General features: G+C 70.8%; 17 protein-coding genes. 3 read left to right on the plus strand and 14 right to left on the minus strand.

Features of this window, described 5'->3' with window-relative positions:
- Positions 1 to 178 precede the first annotated feature (178 nt).
- Both ACF088_RS14730 and ACF088_RS14735 read left to right on the plus strand, forming a co-directional pair.
- Positions 179 to 991 carry an alpha/beta fold hydrolase gene (locus tag ACF088_RS14730; protein WP_392376138.1) on the plus strand — a complete coding sequence of 271 codons (813 nt, stop codon included), beginning with the start codon at positions 179 to 181 and terminating at the stop codon, positions 989 to 991.
- The gene (locus tag ACF088_RS14735) at positions 988 to 2,277 is read left to right on the plus strand and encodes a cytochrome P450 (protein WP_392376140.1); all 1,290 of its coding nucleotides are present in this window, start codon (positions 988 to 990) and stop codon (positions 2,275 to 2,277) included. The genes ACF088_RS14730 and ACF088_RS14735 overlap by 4 nt, the downstream gene beginning before the upstream one ends.
- A gap of 32 nt (positions 2,278 to 2,309) precedes the next feature.
- Here ACF088_RS14735 and ACF088_RS14740 read toward each other — a convergent pair whose 3' ends face one another.
- The 10 genes from ACF088_RS14740 to ACF088_RS14785 all read right to left on the minus strand — a co-directional run bounded on the left by ACF088_RS14740 (position 2,310) and on the right by ACF088_RS14785 (position 14,317).
- A complete protein-coding gene (locus ACF088_RS14740) occupies positions 2,310 to 3,941 on the minus strand; it encodes an ABC transporter ATP-binding protein (RefSeq protein WP_392376141.1) in 1,632 nt (543 codons plus the stop codon).
- Positions 3,938 to 4,915, minus strand: a complete 978-nt coding sequence (locus ACF088_RS14745) for an ABC transporter permease subunit (RefSeq protein ID WP_392376142.1) — start codon at positions 4,913 to 4,915, stop codon at positions 3,938 to 3,940. Before ACF088_RS14745 ends, ACF088_RS14740 begins: the two co-directional genes overlap by 4 nt.
- Entirely contained in the window at positions 4,912 to 5,865 is a 954-nt protein-coding gene (locus ACF088_RS14750) for an ABC transporter permease (protein ID WP_392376143.1), read from the minus strand. The genes ACF088_RS14745 and ACF088_RS14750 overlap by 4 nt, the downstream gene beginning before the upstream one ends.
- Positions 5,862 to 7,460 carry an ABC transporter substrate-binding protein gene (locus ACF088_RS14755; protein ID WP_392376144.1) on the minus strand — a complete coding sequence of 533 codons (1,599 nt, stop codon included), beginning with the start codon at positions 7,458 to 7,460 and terminating at the stop codon, positions 5,862 to 5,864. The genes ACF088_RS14750 and ACF088_RS14755 overlap by 4 nt, the downstream gene beginning before the upstream one ends.
- A 52-nt stretch (positions 7,461 to 7,512) precedes the next feature.
- Positions 7,513 to 8,334: a class I SAM-dependent DNA methyltransferase gene (locus tag ACF088_RS14760; protein WP_392376145.1), complete on the minus strand. Its 822-nt coding sequence runs from the start codon at positions 8,332 to 8,334 to the stop codon at positions 7,513 to 7,515.
- Between the two features lie 140 nt (positions 8,335 to 8,474).
- Complete coding sequence (locus ACF088_RS14765; RefSeq protein ID WP_392376348.1) at positions 8,475 to 9,788, minus strand: MFS transporter; 1,314 nt, start codon at positions 9,786 to 9,788, stop codon at positions 8,475 to 8,477.
- Positions 9,789 to 9,802: 14 nt separating this feature from the next.
- On the minus strand, positions 9,803 to 10,933 hold the full coding sequence (locus ACF088_RS14770) for a mandelate racemase/muconate lactonizing enzyme family protein (protein WP_392376146.1): 1,131 nt from the start codon (positions 10,931 to 10,933) through the stop codon (positions 9,803 to 9,805).
- Positions 10,930 to 12,171 (minus strand): PLP-dependent cysteine synthase family protein, encoded by a 1,242-nt coding sequence (locus tag ACF088_RS14775; protein ID WP_392376147.1) that lies wholly within the window; start codon positions 12,169 to 12,171, stop codon positions 10,930 to 10,932. The genes ACF088_RS14770 and ACF088_RS14775 overlap by 4 nt, the downstream gene beginning before the upstream one ends.
- A complete protein-coding gene (locus ACF088_RS14780; protein ID WP_392376148.1) occupies positions 12,168 to 13,064 on the minus strand; it encodes a Rossmann-like domain-containing protein in 897 nt (298 codons plus the stop codon). The genes ACF088_RS14775 and ACF088_RS14780 overlap by 4 nt, the downstream gene beginning before the upstream one ends.
- The gene (locus ACF088_RS14785; RefSeq protein ID WP_392376150.1) at positions 13,061 to 14,317 is read right to left on the minus strand and encodes an ATP-grasp domain-containing protein; all 1,257 of its coding nucleotides are present in this window, start codon (positions 14,315 to 14,317) and stop codon (positions 13,061 to 13,063) included. The genes ACF088_RS14780 and ACF088_RS14785 overlap by 4 nt, the downstream gene beginning before the upstream one ends.
- A 173-nt stretch (positions 14,318 to 14,490) precedes the next feature.
- On the opposite strand from ACF088_RS14785, the gene ACF088_RS14790 reads away from it, so the two are divergent.
- Positions 14,491 to 15,978: an alpha/beta hydrolase gene (locus ACF088_RS14790; RefSeq protein WP_392376152.1), complete on the plus strand. Its 1,488-nt coding sequence runs from the start codon at positions 14,491 to 14,493 to the stop codon at positions 15,976 to 15,978.
- Positions 15,979 to 16,118: 140 nt separating this feature from the next.
- On the opposite strand, the gene ACF088_RS14795 is transcribed toward ACF088_RS14790, so the two are convergent.
- The 4 genes from ACF088_RS14795 to ACF088_RS14810 all read right to left on the minus strand — a co-directional run bounded on the left by ACF088_RS14795 (position 16,119) and on the right by ACF088_RS14810 (position 20,267).
- Positions 16,119 to 16,727 carry a CatB-related O-acetyltransferase gene (locus ACF088_RS14795; RefSeq protein WP_392376349.1) on the minus strand — a complete coding sequence of 203 codons (609 nt, stop codon included), beginning with the start codon at positions 16,725 to 16,727 and terminating at the stop codon, positions 16,119 to 16,121.
- 251 nt (positions 16,728 to 16,978) lie between these two features.
- Positions 16,979 to 17,737 carry an HAD-IIB family hydrolase gene (locus ACF088_RS14800; protein WP_392376350.1) on the minus strand — a complete coding sequence of 253 codons (759 nt, stop codon included), beginning with the start codon at positions 17,735 to 17,737 and terminating at the stop codon, positions 16,979 to 16,981.
- 54 nt (positions 17,738 to 17,791) lie between these two features.
- A complete protein-coding gene (locus tag ACF088_RS14805) occupies positions 17,792 to 19,042 on the minus strand; it encodes an MFS transporter (RefSeq protein ID WP_392376153.1) in 1,251 nt (416 codons plus the stop codon).
- A 43-nt stretch (positions 19,043 to 19,085) separates the two neighbouring features.
- The gene (locus ACF088_RS14810) at positions 19,086 to 20,267 is read right to left on the minus strand and encodes a cytochrome P450 (RefSeq protein WP_392376155.1); all 1,182 of its coding nucleotides are present in this window, start codon (positions 20,265 to 20,267) and stop codon (positions 19,086 to 19,088) included.
- Positions 20,268 to 20,870 lie beyond the last annotated feature (603 nt).

Below are 20,870 nucleotides of genomic sequence, written 5' to 3' on the forward strand. Positions count from 1 at the left end.
AACGGGCCGGCCGGAACGGCTCCCACCTGCCGCGGCGCACTCCGCCTGCGCCCGGTACCCGCCCTTTGACCTGCCGTACGGGGTCCGTGGCGGTCTTGCACGGCCGGGGGGAGTACGGCCAGTGTGGTCGGACGTGGCCCTTGGCGGCCTGCGGGTTCGTCACACCTCTGGAGTGCGCGTGGCTTCCTTCGTACTGCCTCATGCCCTGCACGGACGGGGAGCCCACAAGGTCATCGCCGTGCACGGCTGGTTCGCCGACAGGTCCGCCTTCGACCCGGTCCTGCCGGATCTCGATCAGGGCGCCTTCCAGTTCGCGCTGGTCGATCTCCGTGGCTATGGCGAGGCGAGGGGCGCGGCCGGCGCATACACCTCGGGCGAGGGCGCGGCCGATGTGCTGGCGCTCGCCGACCGGCTGGGCTGGGACCGGTTCTCGGTGGTCGGGCATTCGATGGGCGCCAGTGTGGTCCAACGGGTACTGGCCGCGGCTGGGCACCGTGTGCGCAGGCTGGTGGGGATCTCGCCGGTCCCCGCCTCCGGGCTGCCGCTGGCACCGCAGCAGTGGGAGCTGTTCTCCTCGGCGGCGCACACGCCGGAGAACCGGCGGGCCATCATCGATCTCACCACCGGCGGGCGGCGCCCGGCCGCTTGGCTGGATCGGATGGTGCGGCGGTCACTGGAGTGCAGCGATCCGAAGGCGTTCCGGTCCTGGCTGGATTCCTGGTCCGGGGAAACGTTCCGTGCCGAGGTCGAGGGCTCGGCGGTGCCGGCGCTCGCGGTGACCGGGGCACTGGATCCCGCGCTGACCGCCGAACTGACGCGTGCGACCTGGATGCGCTGGTACGTCAACAGCCAGCTGGTCGAACTGCGCTCGGCAGGGCACTACGCCATGGACGAAACCCCGTTGGAGCTCATCCGGGCCGTGGAGGACTTCCTGCGCGCCGACGGCAACGGAGACGGCGACGGCGACGGCGACGGGCCCGAAGCCGGATGACCGTGCCCGCCGGTGGCGCAGCCCGGCCGGACGTCCCGGACGTCTTCGACCCGCGCGGCTATGCGGACGGTCTGCCACACGCGGCGTACCGGCTGTTGCGCGACCGGCAACCGGTGGCCTGGCAGGAGGAGCACGAGGTGCTCGGCTGGCCGGCCGGCCCCGGCTTCTGGGCGGTCACACGCCATGAGGACGTCGTACGGGTGCTGAAGGACGCGGGCAGGTTCTCCTCCCATCTGGGGGCCACCCAGATCCGCGATCCGGACCCCGCCGATCTGCCGTTCATCCGCCGCATGATGCTCAACCAGGATCCCCCCGGCCACGGGCGGCTGCGGCGCCTGGTCAGCCGTGCCTTCACCCCTCGTCGCATCGAGCGGTTCGGCTCGGCCGTACGGGAGCGGGCCCGTGACCTGCTGGCCTCGGCGGTCGATGCCGCACGTGCGGGGAACGGGGTGCGCGACCTCGTTGCGGACGTCACGGACGACTTCGCGCTGCTCAACCTCGCCGATCTGCTCGGAGTGCCGCCCGCTGAACGCGGACTGCTCCTGGCCTGGACCCGGCGCGTCATCGGCTACCAGGACCCGGACGAGTCGGGCCCGGCCGCCTCGGGACCGGACGGCCGCCCCGCCGACCCGCGATCCCCGGCGATGCTGCAGGACATGTTCGGCTTCGCGCGCGAGCTGGCCGCCCACAAACGACGGCATCCGGGCGACGACGTGCTGACCGTCCTGGCGTCGGACGGCGAACTGGCCACGCCCGAGCTGGAGATGTTCTTCTTCCTGCTGACCATCGCGGGCAATGACACCGTACGCAGCGCGGCCCCCGGCGGCCTGCTGGCGCTGGCCCGGCACCCGGACGCGTACCGCCGTCTGCGCACCGGTGTGGTGGGGACGGCGACGGCCGTGGAGGAGCTGCTGCGCTGGCATCCGCCGGTGCTCAGCTTCCGCCGGACCGCCGTGTGCGACACCGAGGTGGCCGGGCAGCGGATACGCGCCGGCGACAAGGTGGTCGTCTTCCACGGCTCGGCGAACTACGACGAGCGGGCCTTCGCCACCCCGCACCGCTTGGACCTGACCCGCTCCCCCAACCCCCATGTCTCGTTCGGTGACGGCCCGCACATCTGCCTGGGCGCACATCTCGCCCGTTTGCAGTTGCGGGTGCTGTACGAGGAGACGGGCCGGCTGGTGCCCTCCTTGGCGGTCGCCGAGCCGCCCCGGCGGCTGGTGTCGAACTTCATCAACGGGCTGAAGTCGCTGCCGCTGCGGCTGGTGGACGGCCCGCTCCGGTAGCGGCGGCCGCTACGGCAAGCGGTGTCCGCTGTTCAGATTCCGCGTGCCGTCGCATTGGCGCCGGGCGGCGCGCAGCGCGGCGCGGCACCGCGGTCCGGCGGTGCCTGCAACAGCCCGGCGGTGAGGGGGTGTTGAGGGTGCGCACGGAGTTGTCCGGTCGGACCCTGTTCGACGAGGCGGCCCTGGTCGAACACGGCGGTTCGGGTGGCCAGGGCCGCGGTGTCGCGGTCATGGGTGATCAGGAGCAGGGACAGGTCCGGGTGGGCCCGCAGGAGCCGGACGAGGAGGGCGCGAAGCTTGCGGCGCGCGACGGTGTCCAGGCCGGAGGTGATTTCGTCGCAGATCAGGACCCTGGGGCGGGCCAGCAGAGCGCGGGCCAGGGCGGCGCGCTGGAGTTCGCCGCCGGACAGCTCCGCCGGCTTGCGGCGTACCAGGTCGCCGGCCAGTCCCAGGGTGCTCATGGTGCGCTCGGCGTCGGCCAGGGCCTCGGGGGCGGGGACCCGGCGCAGACGTACGGCGCTGCGGCTCACCTGGTCGAGGACCGGGCGGTGTGCGTCGAAAGCGGCCCGGGCGTCCTGGAAGACGTACTGCACCGCCGCCAGTTGCTCGCGGGTACGGTCGCGGAGGCTGCGGGGCAGTGCGGCCCCGTCGAGCAGCACCTCTCCGTCGTAGGTCCGGTGGAGACCGGCCAGACATCGGGCGAGCGTGGTCTTGCCGCTGCCCGAGCGGCCCACCAAGGCCGAGCAGCCCGGCGGGAGGCGGAGATCGACGGTGTGCAGGACGGGGGACCTGCCGTGGCGGGCGGTGAGGGCCCGCACCTGGAGCACGGGTTCCGGGGCGGCGGAGGAGGTCCGGGAGTCGCCGTGGCGCGTACCGGCGCCTGTGGGGGTGGCGCTGCGGTGGGCGAGCGCGTCGTCCGACGGCTCGGCGGAACCGGCTTCGGCGAGGAGTGCGCGGGTCCAGGGGTGCTGTGGGGAGCGCCAGAGTTCTTCCGGCGGGCCGGACTCCACGATGCGGCCGGCGCGCATGACGTGGATCTCATCGGCCAGGGCCCGGACGACCTCCAGATCGTGGCTCAGGAGCAGGATCGCGAGGCCCTGCCGGGCCAGGGTGGCCAGGTGGCCGGCGATCTGCTGCTTCGTCAGGGCGTCCTGGCCGGTGGTCGGTTCGTCCGCGACGAGCGTGGTGGCACCGGTCAGGAGGGCCTGGGCGAGGACGATACGTTGCTGTTGGCCGCCGGAGAGCTGGTGGGGGTAGCGGTGCAGCAGGGCTTCGCCGTCGGGGATCCGGGCCTGGTCGAGGGCGCGCAGCAGGTGTTGCCGGACGGCGGGGCGGCGGGCGCGGCGGGGCAGGTGGCGTACCCGGTTGCGGGCGATGTCCCGGAGCAGGGCGGCCACCGGCCGGGCGGGGTTGAGGACGGTGGCGGGGTGCTGCGGTACGTAGCCGATGAGGCCGTCGGGGACGCGCACCTCACCGGTCACCGTGGCACCGGGCGGATACTCGTGGAGCAGGGCGAGCCCGGTGGTGGTCTTGCCGCTGCCGGAGGCACCGATCAGCGCGGTGACCTTGCCGGGGAGCACCCGGAGGCTCACCCCGTCGACAAGGGCCCGGCCGCCGGTCTCGACACGGAGGTCCTGGACCTGAGCGATGTCGGTTGCGTTCATGGGCGGCTCTTCTCGCTGCGCCCCGGCCCGGGGGCCGTGGCATCGGTGGGCAGGGGATCGGGGCTCGGGCCGGGCCGCGGTGCTCGGTGTCGCCGGGAGCCCCGTTCGGGCCGCGGTGGAAGGCCCGGCCGCGGTGCCCGGCCCGCCCGCGGTGCCCGGCCCGCCCGCGCTCGTGGGCCGCGTCGGCCGAGGGCGGCGTCGCAGAGCAGGTTGGTGCCCATGGTCAGCGCCATGATCAGCACAGCGGGCAGCGCGACGGCCCAGGGCTGGACGAACATGCCCGTCCGGTTGCGGTCGACCATGACCGCCCAGTCGGCGGCGTCCGGTTCGGCGCCGACGCCGAGGAAGGCGGCCGTGGCCACCAGGTAGAGCACACCGGTCAGGCGTACCCCGGCGTCGGCGGCAAGGGTGCGCAGGGCCGAGCGGCCGGCGTAGCCCACGGCGGTCCGCCACCAGGTCTCGCCCTGCATGCGCAGCGCCTCGACCGCGGGCGAAGCGGCCGCCTCGGCGGCGGCTGCCCGGACGGTCCGGGCGGCGTCCGGGATGTTGACCAGCGCCACCAGGAGGGCGAGCCCGCCGGGGCCGGGCGTCAGGACCGCCGCCACCAGCAAGATGACCAGGAGCGACGGCACGGCGAGCAGGATGTCCAGGGGGCGCATCACGAGCTCTTCCAGCCAGCGGCGGTGGGTCAGCGCGCCGAGGAGGCCCAGGGGCAGCGCCACTGCGTAGGCCAGCGCCGTCGCCGCGAGCGCGGCCAGGACCACGGGGCGGCCGCCGAGCAGCACCTGCCGCCAGACGTCCCGTCCGACGAAGTCGGTGCCGGCAAAGTGGCCGCCTCCCGTGGTGAAGGACGCGGCCCGTGGTCCGGGCTCCCCTGCGAACAGCGGGCCGAGCAGGGCGAGCAGCAGCGGTACGGCGACGATCAGCAGGGCGAAGGTGAAGCGTCCCGGGCCGCCGGTCGTTCGTAGCCTCATGCGGCCTCCCCGGTGCGGGGCACAAAGCGGTGAGTGACCAGGTCGGCGCCCAGGTTGAGGACGACGGCGGTACATCCGAAGACGACCGCCAGGCCCTGGAGGACGGGGACATCGCGTTCCGCCACGGCGTTCATCAGGACGGTTCCGAGCCCGGGAATCACAAAGAGGGCCTCCACGACGATGACCCCGCACAGCAGCCAGTCGACCGTGCGGGCAAGCTGCTGGGCGGCGGGCCCCAGGGCGTGGGGCAGGGCGTGCGCATAGCGGATGCGCGCGCCGGGGATGCCGTAGCGGCGGGCATGGGCGACGTACGGCGAGGCCAGCGCGTCGATCATGCCGGCCCGGACCAGGCGCGTCAGCGAGCACACCGGGCGGGCCAGCAGGACCAGTACCGGCAGTACCAGCGCCGCGGGATGGGTGAGCAGATCGCCGCCGTAGCCCACGGCGGTCGGTGGCAGCAGGCCCAGGTGCAGCGCGAAGACCGCGACCAGCAGCACCCCGAGGGCGAACTCCGGTACGGCGTACACGGCCAGGGTCACCGAGCTGATGAGCCGGTCCGCGAGCCGTCCCTCGTAGCGGGCGGCCAGCACACCGAGGCCGCCGGCGGCCGGAACCAGCAGGAGCAGGGTGAGCGCGGCGAGCAGGAGGGTCGGTCCGAAGCCGTCGCCGATGGCGGAGCTGACCGGCCGGCCGGAGGTCAGCGAGCTGCCGAGGTCCGCGTGCAGCAGCCCGGCCGCCCACTCCCCAAGGCGTGCGGCGGCGGGCCGGTCCAGGTGCATGGTCTCCCGGATGGCGGCGATCCGCCCGGGGTCGGGCTGGTCACCGGCGAGCGCCACCGCGGCATCGCCGGGCAGCGCCTCGGTGAGGGCGAAGACGAGCAGGACGACCGCGACGGTCTGCCCGGCGCCGAGCAGCAGCCGGCGTACCAGCCATGACCGCAGGCCGGTCATGCGAGCCACACCTTGTCGAAGCGGGCCCAGTCGAGCGTGTTGGCGGGGGACGTGTGCGCCACTCCGCGGACCGTACGGGCGGTGCCCAGGATCCAGTCGGCGAAGCCCCAGACCAGGAAGCCGCCCTCGGCGTGGAGCCGGCGCTGCATGCGGGCGTACACGGCGGCCCGGTCCTGCGGGTTCTTGGTGGACTGTGCCTGCTGGTAGAGCGCGTCGAAGTCCTTGTGCCGCCACTGGGTGGCATTGGTGGTGGAACCGGACAGCAGCCGCTGGGACACGTGCGACTCGATGGGCATCGCACCGGAGCGGTAGCAGCACAGGGTTCCGGAGTCGAGGGTGTCCTGCCAGTAGCTGTCCTTGCTGCCCATCGCCACCTTCACCTGTACCCCGGCCTTGGCGGCCTGGTCGCGGAAGATGGCGGCGGCCTCGGTGAAGCCGGCCGCGACGGCGGAGGTGTCCAGGGTGACCCGCAGCTTGTCGGCGCCCGCCCGCTTCAGCAGATGGCGGGCCCGGTCCAGGTCCGGTGCGCGCTGCGGCAGGCCGTCCGCGTAGTACTCGTATCCCTTGCCGAACAGGTCGTTGCCGATCTCCCCGGCGCCGGAGAGCGCACCGTCGACGAGTTCCCTGCGGTCGGCGAGGAGGAAGAACGCCTCGCGCACCCGCTTGTCGTCGAACGGTGCCCGGTCGGTCTTCATCGCGAAGGACTGCATTGCGCTGTTGCGCAGCCGTACGATCTCGATCTGGCCCTTGCCCTCGTGTGCGCGGGCCGTCGTCGGCGTCAGCTCGTGGGCGTACTCGACCTGGCCGCCCAGCAGGGAGTTGAGGCGCGCGGACTCCTCGTTGGCGACCAGGAACTCCAGCTGGTCCAGGTGGGGCGCGCCCTCCCAGTAGGCGTCGTTGCGCCGGAAGAGGGCGGAGCGTCCGGGCGTGAAGGAGACGAAGCGGAAGGGGCCGCTGCCGACCGGTTCGCGGTCGAAGTCCTGGGCGCCGTCGGGGACGATATAGGCGCCGAACGCGGCCAGGAGGTTGGGGAATTCGGCGGTCGGCCGCTTCAGCGCGAACTCGACGGTCCGCTCGCCGATGGCCCGGCTGGCGGTGAGGTCGAGGGGTTCGAGCGAGGCCTTGGCACGGAACGCCCTTCGGGGGTCGGTGATGCGGCGGTAGCTGTAGAGGACGTCCCGGGCGGTGACCGGCTTGCCGTTGTGGAAGGACGCCGTGCGCAACTTCACCGTCCAGCGGTCCAGTTGGGCGTTCGCTTCCCAGGACGCGGCGAGCCGCGGCTCGGCGGAGAGGTCGGCTCCGAAGTCGGCGAGCTTGTCGAAGAGGGCCTTGGCGCGGGCGACGTCGGCGAAGAGGTTGGCCAGGTGCGGGTCCAGGGTCTCGCTCGCGCCGCCGCCGGCGAACGCGGCGCGCAGCTTGCCGCCCCGCCGGGGCGGGCCGCCGCCGTCGGCGCGGTCACCGGAGGGGCCGGCGCATCCGGCGAGCGCCGGCGCAGCGAGTCCGGCCGCGGCGAGTCCGGCCGCGCTGCCGGCGGCGAGGAAGCCGCGGCGGCGCAGGCCGGGAAAGCGGGGGTCGTTGAGGGGACCGTCGTCCATGGCGGTTTCCTTGCTGTGTGCGGGGCGGAGGCGTGGGAGAGGACAGCGGGCGTCAGACGTGCCGGGTCAGCCGGGCGACGAGGTGGAGCCGGTCCCGGTCGGCGGATCCGCCCGGAGCGTCACCCTCCTGCCAGGCGGGTTGTGTCCGCGGCCCCGGCCCGTCGTACAGGTCGAGGACTTCAAGGCCGTGGGCGGCGAGGAGATGGCGCAGTTCCTGGGGGAAGAGCAGCCGCCATGCGGAGCGCTGCTCGTACGGCGGGGAGCCGTCGTCGGCGGTCCAGATACGGGTGCGGCGCAGGAGTTGGGCGGTGCGGTCGACGGACAGTGTGGTGGTGGAGGTGTAGGCGGTGCCGTGCCAGCTGAAGCCGTTGACGGCCGGGGCGTCGAGCAGGTCGGTGCGGCCGAGGAAGTAGGCGCCGTTGCGCATCTCGGCCACCAGCAGCCCGCCGGGGGCAAGGCTGCGCCGGCAGGAGGCGAGGAAGCCGTCGAGTTCGGCGTTGGTGTGGCAGTAGAGCAGGGCGCTGTCCAGGCAGACGACGGCGTCGAAGGGCTCCTCGTTTAGGCCGACGTCGCGCAGGCCGACGTCGCGCAGGTCGAAGTCGCGCAGGTCGGCGCGGCGGTAGTCCGGTCCGGGGTGGTGGGTACGGGCGTGCGCGAGCATCGCGTCGGAGAGGTCGGCCGCGACGACCGTGCGCCCCACGGCGTGCAGATGTGCGGCGTCGCGTCCGGTGCCGCAGCCGATGTCCAGGACGCGGTTTCCCGCGCCGTGCCGTCGCAGGCAGTCCTCGGCCCAGCGGCCGGCCAGGCGCTCGGCGTCGGGGAAGCGTGCCTCGTAGAGTTCCGGATTGTCGGTCAGCAGGTTTTCGTGGCTCACTTCGTGGCCCGTCCGGGATGGCACAGGTGCTGCTACGTCCGGGGTTTCCGAGGGGGGTGTCGCGTCCGGGGATTCCATGGGTGGTGTCACGTCCGGGGTTTTCATGGGTGGTCGCACATCCGGGGTGCCCATATGTGGTCTCACGCCTTTCCCACCGTCGTAGTCCCCGTAGTCCTCGGAGTCCCCGTGGCCGTCGTGGCCGTCGTGTCCGTCGTGTCCGTCGCCGGCTCCTCGGTGGTGCGTCCCGGCAGGCACCGCATCCGGTGCAGCCAGGCGACACCGGCGGCGGAGACGAGGCCGAAGGCCAGAGCGCACGCCCAGGGCAGCCACGGCGTACGGGTGTGCTCACCGGTGTCCATGGCCCAGCCCACGACGGTGTTGCCCACCGCAGCGGCAATGCCGGAGACCACGTAGAACAGCCCGAAGTACGTGCCGGTGAGCTCGGCGCGGCCGAAGGCCGGGATCAGCTCCATCACGAACGGCTGGGCGATCATGACGCCCAGGTAGAGCAGCAGCGCCCCGGCCAGTACGGGCAGTGCGTGCAGGGCTGCGGCGCCGGGTCCGCCGGGCGGCGGTGCCGGACCGGCAACGACCATGGGCGGTACGAAGGCGAGTCCCATCAATGCGAGCCCCGCGCAGATCCACCGTGCCCGGTCACCGCGGCCCTTGAGGGCGCGGGTGATCCGCATCTGCAGCGAGAGATTGGCGACGGTGCCGACGAGGAAGACGAGCCCGGCCGCACCATCCCAGCCGGTGGCCCGCCGCGCACCGTCCGGCAGCAGCAGGTAGAGCTGGTTCTGCAGGGTGAACATGCCTACCATGGCCAGGGCGAAGGCCACGAAGACGCGGTTGCCGAGCACTTCGCGCCAGTCCCCGAGGACGCTGTTCGCGGCCGGGGCGACCGTGCATGCGGGCAGCACCACGGCCTGGGCAACGGTGAGCAGCGCGAAGAGGGCGGCGGCGGTGAGCGCGGAGGCCCGGAAGTCGACGAGCAGCAGAGCGCTGCCGAGCAGCGGCCCCACCAGCGCACCGGTGGTCGCGAAGACGTTGAAGAGGGCGAAGGCCTCGGCCTTGCGGTCGCCCGCCTCCTGTGCAAGGTAGGCGCGGACCGCGGGGTTGAACAGTGCCCCGGCGAGTCCGCTGAGGACGGAAGCGGCGATGAGTACGGCCAGGCCGTCGCCGAGCGCGAAGAGCCCGAAGCCGACGGTCCGCAGCGCGCAGCCGGCGATGATGACCCCCCGCGCCCCCAGCCGGTCGGAGGCCGAGCCGCCGATGAGGAACAGTCCCTGCTGGCTCAGATTGCGGACGCCGAGCACGATGCCGACGACCGCGGCGGACATCCCCAGGTCCTCCCCCAAATGCACGGCGAGGTACGGGATGAGCAGGTAGAAGCCGGTGTTCACGCCGAGCTGGTTGATCAGCAGCAGACGGATCGCGAACGGAAAGCGGCGCATCTCGTGCCAGATCTTCACTGCCGTGCCCCCGTACCGCGGAACGGCTCCGGCTCCGGCTCCGGCTCCAACTCCGGCTCCGGCTCCGCCTCGGCCTGCGGTACCCCGCCGCGTGCCGGCCGTATGCCGAGGCCCGGCTGCCCGCCGGCTCCTACCGTGCCGTCGGTGCCGCCGATGCCGGTCCAGGGGTCGTGGGCGAGCAGCAAGTGGCCGTCGAGGTCGGTCCAGCGGGCGCGGTCGGCGAGGTGGACGGCGGGGGCGAGGCCGAGGGTGCTGGCGGTGAGACAGCCGAGCATCAGCGCGGTGCCGCTGCCGGCGAGCAGGTCGGCGATGCGCAGCGCCGCGGTGACACCGCCGCACTTGGCGAGCTTGACGTTGACGCCGTGCACCCGCCCGGCCAGCCGCCGGGCGTCCTCGACGCCGACCGCGTCCTCGTCGGCGATGACCGGCAGCGGCGAGCGTTCGGCGAGCCGGGCCAGCGTCTCGGGTTCGCCGGGGGCCAGCGGCTGCTCCACCGCTTCGACCCCGAGGTCCGCATAGCGGGGCAGCAGAGCCTTTGCCAGGGCCGGGCTCCAGGCCCCGTTGGGGTCGAGCAACAGCCGCGCGTGCGGCGCCGCACGGCGTACGGCCCGCACCCGGTCGAGGTCGTCCTCGGGGTCCGGGACACCGGCCTTGATCTTGAGGACGGAGAAGCCCTGCCGGGCCAGCCGGCCCGCCTGCTCCGCCGCCGCCCCCGGCGAGGTGATGCCGATCGTGCGGGCGGTGGCGGCGCGCGGCGCCTCGGTGCTCCCGAGCAGCCGGTGCACGGGGACGCCGGCGCGCTTGCCGACGAGGTCGAGCAGCGCGGACTCCACGGCCGCCGTCACCGCCGCGGGCGTGCCGGGTGCGGGCAGTTCGCCCGCGCGCAGGGCGGCGAGTGCGCTCTCGGGGTCGGGCCAGCAAGCGAGTTCCCGAGCGGTCCCGCTCAGCAGCCGGGCGAGGGTGGCGGCGTCCAGGCCGTAGTAGGTGCTGGTGACGGCTTCTCCGTAGCCGTGGCGGCCGTGGTGTTCGATGGCGAGCCATACGGCGTCGCGGGCCGCCATCGTGGAGCGGGATATCCGCAGCGGCTCGGTGAGTTCGAGTCGTACGGTGCGCTGACTGACCTTCACGGGGCTTCTTTCCGGGTGGTGCGGCGGGCGGGGCGGGACGATCCGGCGGCGGGCGCACGGACGGGGTGCGGGTCGAGCGCCGCGGGGAGCGGGACGGCCGGAGGGGCAGGGAGCGGACCGGGCGCCGCGGGGAGCGGGACGGCCGGAGGGGCAGGGCGGTCGCCGTCCGCGGCGGGGGCCGCGAGCGGGTCGGCGACCGTCCGGCAGCGGGTCCATCCGGTCGCCTCCGCCGCCTGCGGATGCGGGATCTCGACCGGCCGGGTGGCGGCACGGGTCAGGTCCAGGCCGTGGGCGGTGGCGAAGTCGTCGTCGTAGACGCTGCCCAGGTAACGCTGCGGCCCGTCGGGGAAGACCGTGGCGACCACGGCCCCGGGATGGACGCGGGCGGCCCACGCGGCGACGAGTGCGACCGCGCCGGTGCTCCAGCCGCCGCTGACGAAATTGCCGGCGGCGAGCCTGCGGCAGGCGTCGGCGGACTCGGCCGGGCCGACCCAGTGCACCTCGTCGAACGCGTCATAGGCGACATTGCGCGGATGGATGCTGCTGCCCAGTCCCCGCATCAGCCGGGCCCTGGCGGGCTGACCGAAGATCGTCGATCCGGTGGCGTCCACGCCGATCAGCCGCAACTGCGGCCAGTGCCGACGCAGGGGAGCGACGACTCCGGCGCTGTGGCCTCCGGTGCCGACGCTGCACACCAGGACGTCGAGGTGGTCGAGCTGTGCTGCCATCTCGGCGGCGAGGGAGCCGTAACCGGCCACGTTGTCGGGGTTGTTGTACTGGTCGGGCCAGTACGCGCCGGGCAGTTCGGCGAGCAGTTGCCGCAGCCGGGCGAGCCGGGCCGCCTGCCAGCCGCCCTCGGCCGCGGGCCGGTCGGCCAGTTCGAGCCGGACGCCGTAGGTCCGCAGCAGGCGGCGCATCGAGGGTTCCAGTTCGGTGTCGCCGACCAGCACGACCGGGTGGCCGAGCGCCTGTCCCGCGAAGGCCAGGCCGATGCCGAGGGTGCCGGAGGTCGACTCGACAACCGGGGCGCCGGGGCGGAGTTCGCCGCGCTCCTTGGCGCCGAGCAGCATGGAGACGGCGGCTCGCGCCTTCATGCCGCCCGCGCCGAGCCCTTCGAGCTTGGCCCAGAAGCCGGGGTGCGGGCAGGGCAGATCGGTGGTGACCCGCGCGAGCGGGGTACGGCCGAGCAGACCGAGGAGCTCCCGGTTTCCGGTGGGGTGTACGAGGGCGGTGGTCACCGGGCGGCTCCGGGGGCCGCGGTGCGGTAGCGGTGGACGGTTCCCGGTCCGCCGTCGAGCCAGAAGAAGGGGTAGGGCTCCGCGCACACCGCGCTCACCCCTGAGCCGAGGAACCGCGGCAGCACCGCACTACCGGTCTGGGCGAACATCACCAGGGGCTTGCCGTGGTGCAGGGCATGTTCCCGCAGCGGCTCGAAGCTGCCGTTGCCGAGTGTCATCCCGGAGGCGAGGACCGCGTCGCAGCCCGCCAACTCGGCGAGCGCATCGGTGCGTACGGGCTCGCCCCACTCCGTCGTACCGCCCTTGAGGTCGCACGGCACATAGGCCAGCTCTCGCTCCCGCAGCGCTTCCAGCAGCGAGTTGACCACTCCGACGACGAGCACCCGGGCGCCGGGCGCGGCGTCGACCAGTCCGGTGACGGCCCGCGCCCTGGCCCGCGATTTCCGCAGCGACGATCCGGCCGGCAGTGACCACGGCCGGGCGCCGTTCGCGGGCGTGTGCGGGCGCACCTGCATCAGATACGCGTCGAGGGCAGCCACCCGCACCGGGCGCAGCTCGTGCTCCAGGAGGCGGGCGAGGTCCGCGCCGACGCAGTCCTCGATGGCGGCGTCCGGCATCTCGCCGGGCTCCACCGCGCACGAGCCGACCGCCGCCGCGAGCCGCAGGCTCAGCACTTCGTTGCGGTAACCACCGCCGCGGCCCTCGTGGCGTACGGCCTGGCGGGTGCTGAAGGCGACGGCGATCCGCTGGGTACCCGGGTCCGGTCCGAATTCGCCGCCGAGGACACGGGCCACGAGGTCGTCGTACGAAGCGGCCGGGGCGTCGGGGACGAGCTCGTCGTACGAGGCGGCCGGTGCGTGGGGGGCCAGGGTGCGGGTATCGGCCTGGTTCATCGGTTCACCACCCGCACCCGCAGCTCTGCCAGCAACGCTTCGACGCGCCGGCGCGCGTCCGGGCCGTCGGCGTCGCCGGCCATGACATGTCCCAGGTAGGCGTTGTTGCTGCCGGCCGCCTTGACCGCCGTTCCGGGCTCGGCGAGCTGGATTTCGAGCACTCCCGGCGCCGCTCCCACACGGTCACCGCCGTCGACCCCCTCCAGTACGCCTGCGGTCTGCGGCACCAGGAAGCCGATGGCGGCGCTGCGCAGTCCGGTCTCCCTTGGGCGCAGATCGGGCCGCTGTCCTCGGGCCACGTCCACACAGGCCGCGGCGGCGTCGATGCCGGTGACGTGGCGGATGAGTTCGGTGATGCGGTTACCCGCCGGCCGGGGGTTGACCTCGACCAGGCGCGGTCCGTCCGGCGTCAGCTTGATCTCGGTGTGCGCCACGACGCCGTCGAGTCCGAGTGCCTCGATCGCCCGGACGGCCGTCTTCTGCGCGGCCGCCGCATCGCCCGCCGGCAGCTCCGCGGGGAACATATGGCCGGTCTCGACGAAGGCCGGTGCCCCGCCGATGCTCTTGTCGGTCACCCCGATCACCTCGGTGCTGCCGTCGAACGTCACGGTCTCGACGCTCACTTCGGGGCCGTGGAGCAGCTCTTCGAGGAGGACCAGGGGCGCCCGGCGCTGACCGCGGGCGTTGATGGGAAAGCCGTCGAGCGCACGGTAGGCGCGGGTCAGCTCCGCTTCGTCGTCGACGCGTCGTACGAACATCCCCGCGCACAGGTCCACCGGCTTCAGCACCAGCGGATACCCGATCTCCGCGGCCGCGGCGGCGGCTTCGGAGCGGTCCGCACAGACCGCGAAGCGCGGTCCGGGCACCCCTGCGGCGGCGAGCAGCTGCCGGGTGACGTCCTTGCGGCAGGCGCTGTCGACCGCCTCGGGCGCCGGACCGGGCAGGTGGAGGCGGGCGGCGATCCGCGCGACCGTCGGGAGGTAGTAGTCGCAGGAGGTGAGCACCCCGTCGAAGCCGAGCGCGGGGTGCAGCCGCTCCACGTACGGCAGCAGCGTTTCGAGGTCATTGGTGTCGGCGGTCAGCACATGGCGGGCGCCGAGCAGCGGGTGGGCGGTCCCCTCGGGCGCGGTGCGCAGGTAGTGGTGCAGATCGCGGGTGAGGAAGGTGAACTCGTGCCCGCCCTCGCGGATCGCGCGTGGCAGCAGCCTGCTCATCGCTCCGACCCAACTCTCGACCATCAGCAGATGAGCCACGGTTTCCCTTCTTCGCAGGCGGTGTCCGCGCATGGTGGCGGCGGTTTTTGACGGGGCGTCGGCGCCGTGACGCCGGCCGCCGGGCTTGACCGGCTCATACTGTAAACGATAATCATTTTCATTGCCACCACGTTCAGCGGCGCCCTCCGCCGCGCTCCCCGAAGGCGAGATCCGTGATTCCTGCCGTACGCCGCACCGGCCTGCTCTGTGCCCTGACGGCCACCGCCGCCCTGCTCCCCGCGGCCCCCGTGCACGCCACTCCCCCGGCACCCGCACTCCACTTTGGTGCCTGCCCGGACTCCGTGCCGGCTCCGCCCGCGCCCGCGCACGTCGAATGCGGCCGTCTGAGCGTGCCGCTGGACCGGAGCCACCCAAACGGCAAGCAGCTCCCCCTCGCGGTCTCCCGTGTCCGTGCCTCGGGACCTGCGTCCGAGCGGCGCGGCGTGCTGCTGGTCAACCCGGGTGGGCCGGGCGGCCCGGGCCTGTCCTACGCCGTCACCAAGCGCGCCAAACTGCCGGAGCGGGTGCGGCGTGCGTACGACGTGATCGGCTTTGATCCGCGCGGCACCGGCGCGAGCGCGCCCGCGGACTGCGGGCCGATGGGCGGCCTCTTCGACAGCCCCGGACCGGAGCCCGTCCCGGAGAGCCGGACGGCCGAGAAGGCCTACCTCGACACCCTCCGGCGGACCGCGGACGACTGCGCCCACGGCGTCAAAGACGCCCTGCCATACCTGTCGACCACCGAGACCGCCCGGGACATGGACGCCATACGGGCAGCGCTCGGCGAACCGCGGATCGGCTTCCTCGGCGTCTCGTACGGCAGCTACCTGGGGGCCGCCTACGCCGCCCGGTTCCCGCAGCGGGTCGGCCGGATGGTGCTGGACAGCGTCGTCGGGCCACGGGACTGGTACGACTTCGATCTGCTGCAGAGCCGCGCCCTGGTGCGCCAGCGGGCGGTGTTCTTCGCCTGGACCGCCCGGCACGACAAGCGCTTCGGGCTCGGTACCGAAGGTGCGGCGGTACGCGCCGCGTACCGGCGGGTGCGTGACGGGCTCTCGAAGCGCCCCGTGAACGGCTTCGGGGCGGCGGAGTTCGACCGCACCGTGTACCGGGCGCTGGGCCGTACCGAGCGCTGGCCCGGCCTCGCCGACGGGCTGCGGACCTCTCTGCGCGACGGGAACACCGGGCCGCTGCGCCCGGCGGAGCCCTTCGACGGCGCCGCCTCACGTACGTACGAAGCCGCCAACCGCACGGTCAAGTGCGCGGACGGGCCGGCTCCCACGCCGGCCCGTGTCACGGCCGGCATCCGGCAGCTGCGCCGGCTCGACCCGCAGCCGGTACTCACCGGGATGGAGGCCTCGGTGTGCGCGTACTGGCACCACCGGCCCGCGCACCGTACCCAGCTCGGCAGCCCCGATGCCCCGCCGGTCCTGCTGATCGCCTCCACCCACGACCCCGTCACCCCCGTCCGAGGCGCCCGGGAGATGCAGCGGCGCCTGCCCGGCTCACGCCTGGTCTCCCTGCACAACGACTACTCCCACGGGGTGTTCGCCAGCCGGGGCAACCGCTGTGTGGACGGCACCGCCGCGGCCTATCTGGTCGACGGGACCGTGCCGCCTGCCGATGTGCACTGCTGGGGCCCCGGACTGCCCACGCCATGAACCGTGCACATGCATCGTGCACATGCACCGTCCCCGGCCGGACGCCTCCCCGCCTGCCCCTCGGAGACCGGCCGCGGCGACGGGCGACGGGCGACGGGCGACGGGCGACGGGCGACGGGCGACGGGGCACCGAAGCGCACTTACCGCTCCCCGGGGCGCGCCGCCTCCAGCTCGTCGATGCTGCCGGACATGATCGCCGGGAGGTGCTCGGTGAGGTGCTCCACCGGCCAGTCCCACCAGGCCACTGCCAGCAGCCGGGCAATGTCCGCATCGGCGAAGCGACGACGGATGAGGCGGGCCGGGTTGCCGCCGACGATCCCGTAGTCCGGGACATCATCGACGACAACGGAACCGGACGCGACGACCGCTCCGTGGCCGATGCGGACGCCGGACATCACCGTGGCCCGGTATCCCAACCAGACGTCGTTACCGACCACGGTGTCACCCCGGCCGGGCAGACCGGTGATCAGATCGAAGTGCGCGGCCCAGGAACCGCCCATGATCGGGAAGGGGAACGTCGAGGGGCCGTCCATCCGGTGGTTGGCGCCGTTCATGAGGAACCGCACCCCCTCCCCCAGCGCACAGAACTTCCCGATGACCAGCCTCTCCGGCCCGTAGTGGTACAGCACATTGCGGGTCTCGAAGGCCGTCGGGTCATCCGGATCGTCGTAGTAGGAGAACTCCCCCACCTCGATCAACGGCGAGGTCACCAGCGGCTTCAACAGCACCACACGCGGCTGCCCGGGCATCGGGTGCAGCACGGTCGGATCAACGGGAACGGCAGGGCCCACGGCGCTTCCTCCACACACTGCAGCAAACGGGCCCCATGATCACAGCCGTCATCGAGGGCGGTCCACTCCCTTTCGCACCGGTGGGCCGCCGGCCTGCGCACGGATCAGACGGAGACCACCGCGCTCGGCGGGCCCCCGGGGACCAGCACGCGACGGCACTCGGTTCGCCCGCTCTGTAGCCGCGTGTCGGGCACGCGGCTACAGAGCCTTCAACTGACGACGTTTGCGTCGACGTTGCTCGACAGCGCATCGATGGCTGCGCCGACATCGGCTCGCGTGATCACCCAGTCTGCGAGCTTTCCGGCCTCCGAGCTGCCGACGCATACCGAATATGCGGCACTCTCAAACATGCGAAGATCGTTCTGGTCATTACCGAAGGCGACATATTCCCTGGCCGGAATATTCAGTGCGAGGAGAGCCGTCGCCTTGTCGACTGCCGTGGGAGACAGGTCCTCCAAATCCTCGGACTGATGGATATTGATCGTTACACCGAGCTTGGCCAGTTCCGTCAGCGCGACATCTCCGGCGTCGAACAGAACGACCTTGGCGTATTCGGACAATTCTTCCCGAGCCACACGATGCGCCAGGCCGGCCTGATCGACACGATGGAGGATCTCTCGTTCCTGGGTTACGTGGAAACTGTAGTCCCAGGAACTGTCGATGAGGTACTCCAGCTCGTACCGATCGATGATTTCATTGATCGAGCGCCGGACGCTGTCGCTGAACTTTGTCACCTCGATGTGCCCGTCGGACCGCGTAAACGCGCCGTTGCCGCCGATCAGTGGGACATCGGCCAGCTCGGTGGGAAGCACCGGTATGAGGTCGCGAATCGGGCGGGCAGAGGCGAACAGGATGGGGTGCCCGGTTCGGCACCGTGTGATCGCCTCAACAATCTCGGACGGCAGCTGCTTCCCATCGAAACAGGTGGTGCCGTCGACGTCGAAGACAAACGGCACCCCCTGGTCCATCTGCGGCACCTGATCGGCACCACCTTTCCGTGCGTGCATGGATTCCCTTCCGGATCAACCTGATGAAAAGGTAACGCTATCCGACGGACTCGCTTCCGGTCCGGCAGACGCACGTACCGAGCGCAGATTGAGGGTGGCTGCGGAGCCCACCGCCAGTATCGACGCAGCGACCATCATCGCCACCACGGCCGACTGTCCTGACCACGAGCCCAGGGTGCCCGCCAAAAAAGAACCGGCCGACGAGCCCACGACGATGATGCCACCAAGCCAGGAAAATGCCTCAGAGATCTCGCCCTTGGGAATTGAGGCATTCACCAAAGCGAACGTCCAGGTCAGTGCCGGGCCCATAAAAAAGCCGGCGAAGAAGAAGGAGGATTCCTGTACCAACACCGGAAAGAACGGCACGGCCAGCGCCCAGGACGCCGAGAACGCGGCGAGGACGACGATCAGCCTCTTGGTGAGATTCCCGATCTTCTCGGTGTCGCCGCCACTCAAGGTCAGGGCGCCGATGAATGCGCCGCAACCGTGTAAGGACAACAGGATCCCCACGCCCCCCACGGACGTGTTCGACTCGGTCAGTCGACCACCCAGGATCGCCATGGCGCCGATCGTGACCCCGATCATCGCGGCACAGCACATCAGAAGCCGGAAACCACCGAAGGACAGCGGCCCGATGATTCTTCTGAGCCCCATATGCTCGACTCGGTCTTCGGCATCGGCTGTCGGCATCACCTCTATCATCCAGGCACCTAGCAACAGGAAAGCTATACACAGGTAGGACGCGAGAGTAGGGTTCAGGACGATCGCACCCGCAGTGGCTACGAGCGGCGCCACAATAAAGAGAAGTTCCTGTGACGCGGAGTCGAAAGCGTACGCCTTCATCAGCAGGGGGCCTCGGACTATTCGAGGCCATGCAGACCTGAGATACGGTTCGAACGGGGGATTGAAGACGCCGGCGATGCCAAGTGCGGCGAAGGCCATAATCATCGAGCGGCCCGAGGCGGCAAATCCCAGAAATCCGAATCCGCTGATAATCGACGTCAACCAGATGGTGAAGCGTGCGCGACCGCGGTCGACCATACGTCCCCAGATGGGTGACCCGGCAGCGGACAGGAGTGAATATACGGCCGCAGCCGCACCGACCGTGAGCCAGCTTTGGTCCACATAGCGCAGCTGCATGGGAATTGCCGCGAGTGCCAGTGCGTTCGGGATCCGTCCGACGAGGGTGCCGCCGGCGAGCCGTGGAACGCGGTGGCTGCGCAGAACGTCCACAAAGCCCAGGTTGATCATCAACTCTCCCATCATGGCCAGGCTCCGTATGACTGGCCTCACGACGCACAGGCAAACGTCAGATTTCGTTTACCTTGTAAACTGTCATGCCTACGGCTTTTGCCTTGCTTACCCCCAATACGTCGAAGCTGTTCGATACGATCTTTCTTGCCAGAACGGGAAGGCAAGATTGCAGTACCGCCCGCGCCAGTCGAGCGCCGAGACAGTAATGTCGGCCGTGCCCGAAAGAAAGGTGTCGATTCGGCCGGCAGTCTTCGTTCGCCTTGAGTAGATTCACCACGACCCTGGCGCCCTCCGATATGGTGCGGCCCCCTAACTCGACGGTCGTGGTGGTACGCCTCGGCGCGAAATGAAAAGGTGGGTCGTCGCGTATCTGGGTCTCGATGAGTTGCGCCCAATCCGCCGGTTCAAGCTTTTCGACATCCGCCGGCGACCAGCCCTGGTCGCTGATGTGGGCGAGGCAGGATACAAGAGCTGTCTTCAGTGGCTCGAGTGCACCGGTGAAAAGCTGGGTGTACGTCGCGGACACCCCTGTCAGATCCAGTACGTTCTGCTGATGCAGCGCGCGCAGGGCAGCGGCGATCCGATCGTCCCCGTGCAGAAGCTGATCGCCGACGAGAGCTTCGAGCAGTCGAATGTGGTCCGCCGCGCATTGAGCTTTGTCTGCATCTGCGCCAGGCACCGCGAGATAGGCCATCACTGCGTCCGAGACACCTTCAATGATCTCCAACTGGGAGATCGTGGCACTGAGCAACGTTCGTGTTGCCGCACGAGCAACGGGCAGCGCCATATCGGTGATGAGATCTACCCCTGCGGACCTGATGGGCGCGTCCGCCTGCTTCAGAGCTTTGCGAGTTATCTCAGCCATGAACAAGCCGTTCATAGCCGCCGCTAAAGCTGTCCGGACGTGTTGCTGGACCGGCGGATCCGAGAAAACCAGCCATTGCGAAAGAAAACTCTCGACATAGTGAACGTCGGCACGCCTGGCCTCGGGAACCAGGTGGGTCTTGTGTTTCATTCCCCTGGCACGGAATCTCTTATCCGTTAACACCTTGCGTGCGAGAAGCGGCGACATGATGTGCCAGGACTGCGTGGTCGAGTCGTATGCGACCTCTCCCTGATCTTCTCGGAGTAGTTCGTACGCTTCGCGTGGCGCAGCCAGCACATGTTCATGAAAACTGATCGGACATTTCGGTGAGCGGTGCCGGCCGTGACCGGCCACGCCTTCGTCGGAATGCACGCCTTTCTGTCCTCCCCCGTGACCCATTCTCACCCGTGACCAATTCCCGAAAACCGAGCATTTCGACACTCCAGTGCGCAACCGCTCCCCACTGCCGGGTCGACTCACCATGATCCATTTCAGAATTCACGTATGCCGGATGGCTATTACCCTTGGAGTGCGCAGACGGGCCGAAGCTTTATTGCATCGCAAATTGACGCGCAATCGAAGGCATGCCAGGCATGCTCGCGTTACCCCCGATGCGCACACAGGTCGCACCTACCGAATCAAAAAGTGGTTCCCCTGACCCCTTCGAAGTCTCGAAGAATCTGCACTCGCGTATTTGCGCATCGATATGGCGGCGCGCGTCACCGAGGCAGCCTCAACCGTCAGTGTCCGCTCGTCACATCAGCCACATTGGCCACATTGACCTATGCTTTCCCCCTCGCCCCCTGCGACTCCGCGGACTAGTCAGGAACGCGGAATCTTCGGGATGCTATCACTCGATTTTGCGTGCGGCAATGAACTATTAGAGGGTTTCTCATGAACGTCGAATCCGGTGATCAAGGGAAAGATCCGTGATGAATAAGATCGCGGTGGGGGCGACGCCCGTCCGGAGTCGGT

Source organism: Streptomyces sp. NPDC015125 (assembly GCF_043080045.1).
Classification (GTDB): Bacteria; Actinomycetota; Actinomycetes; order Streptomycetales; family Streptomycetaceae; genus Streptomyces.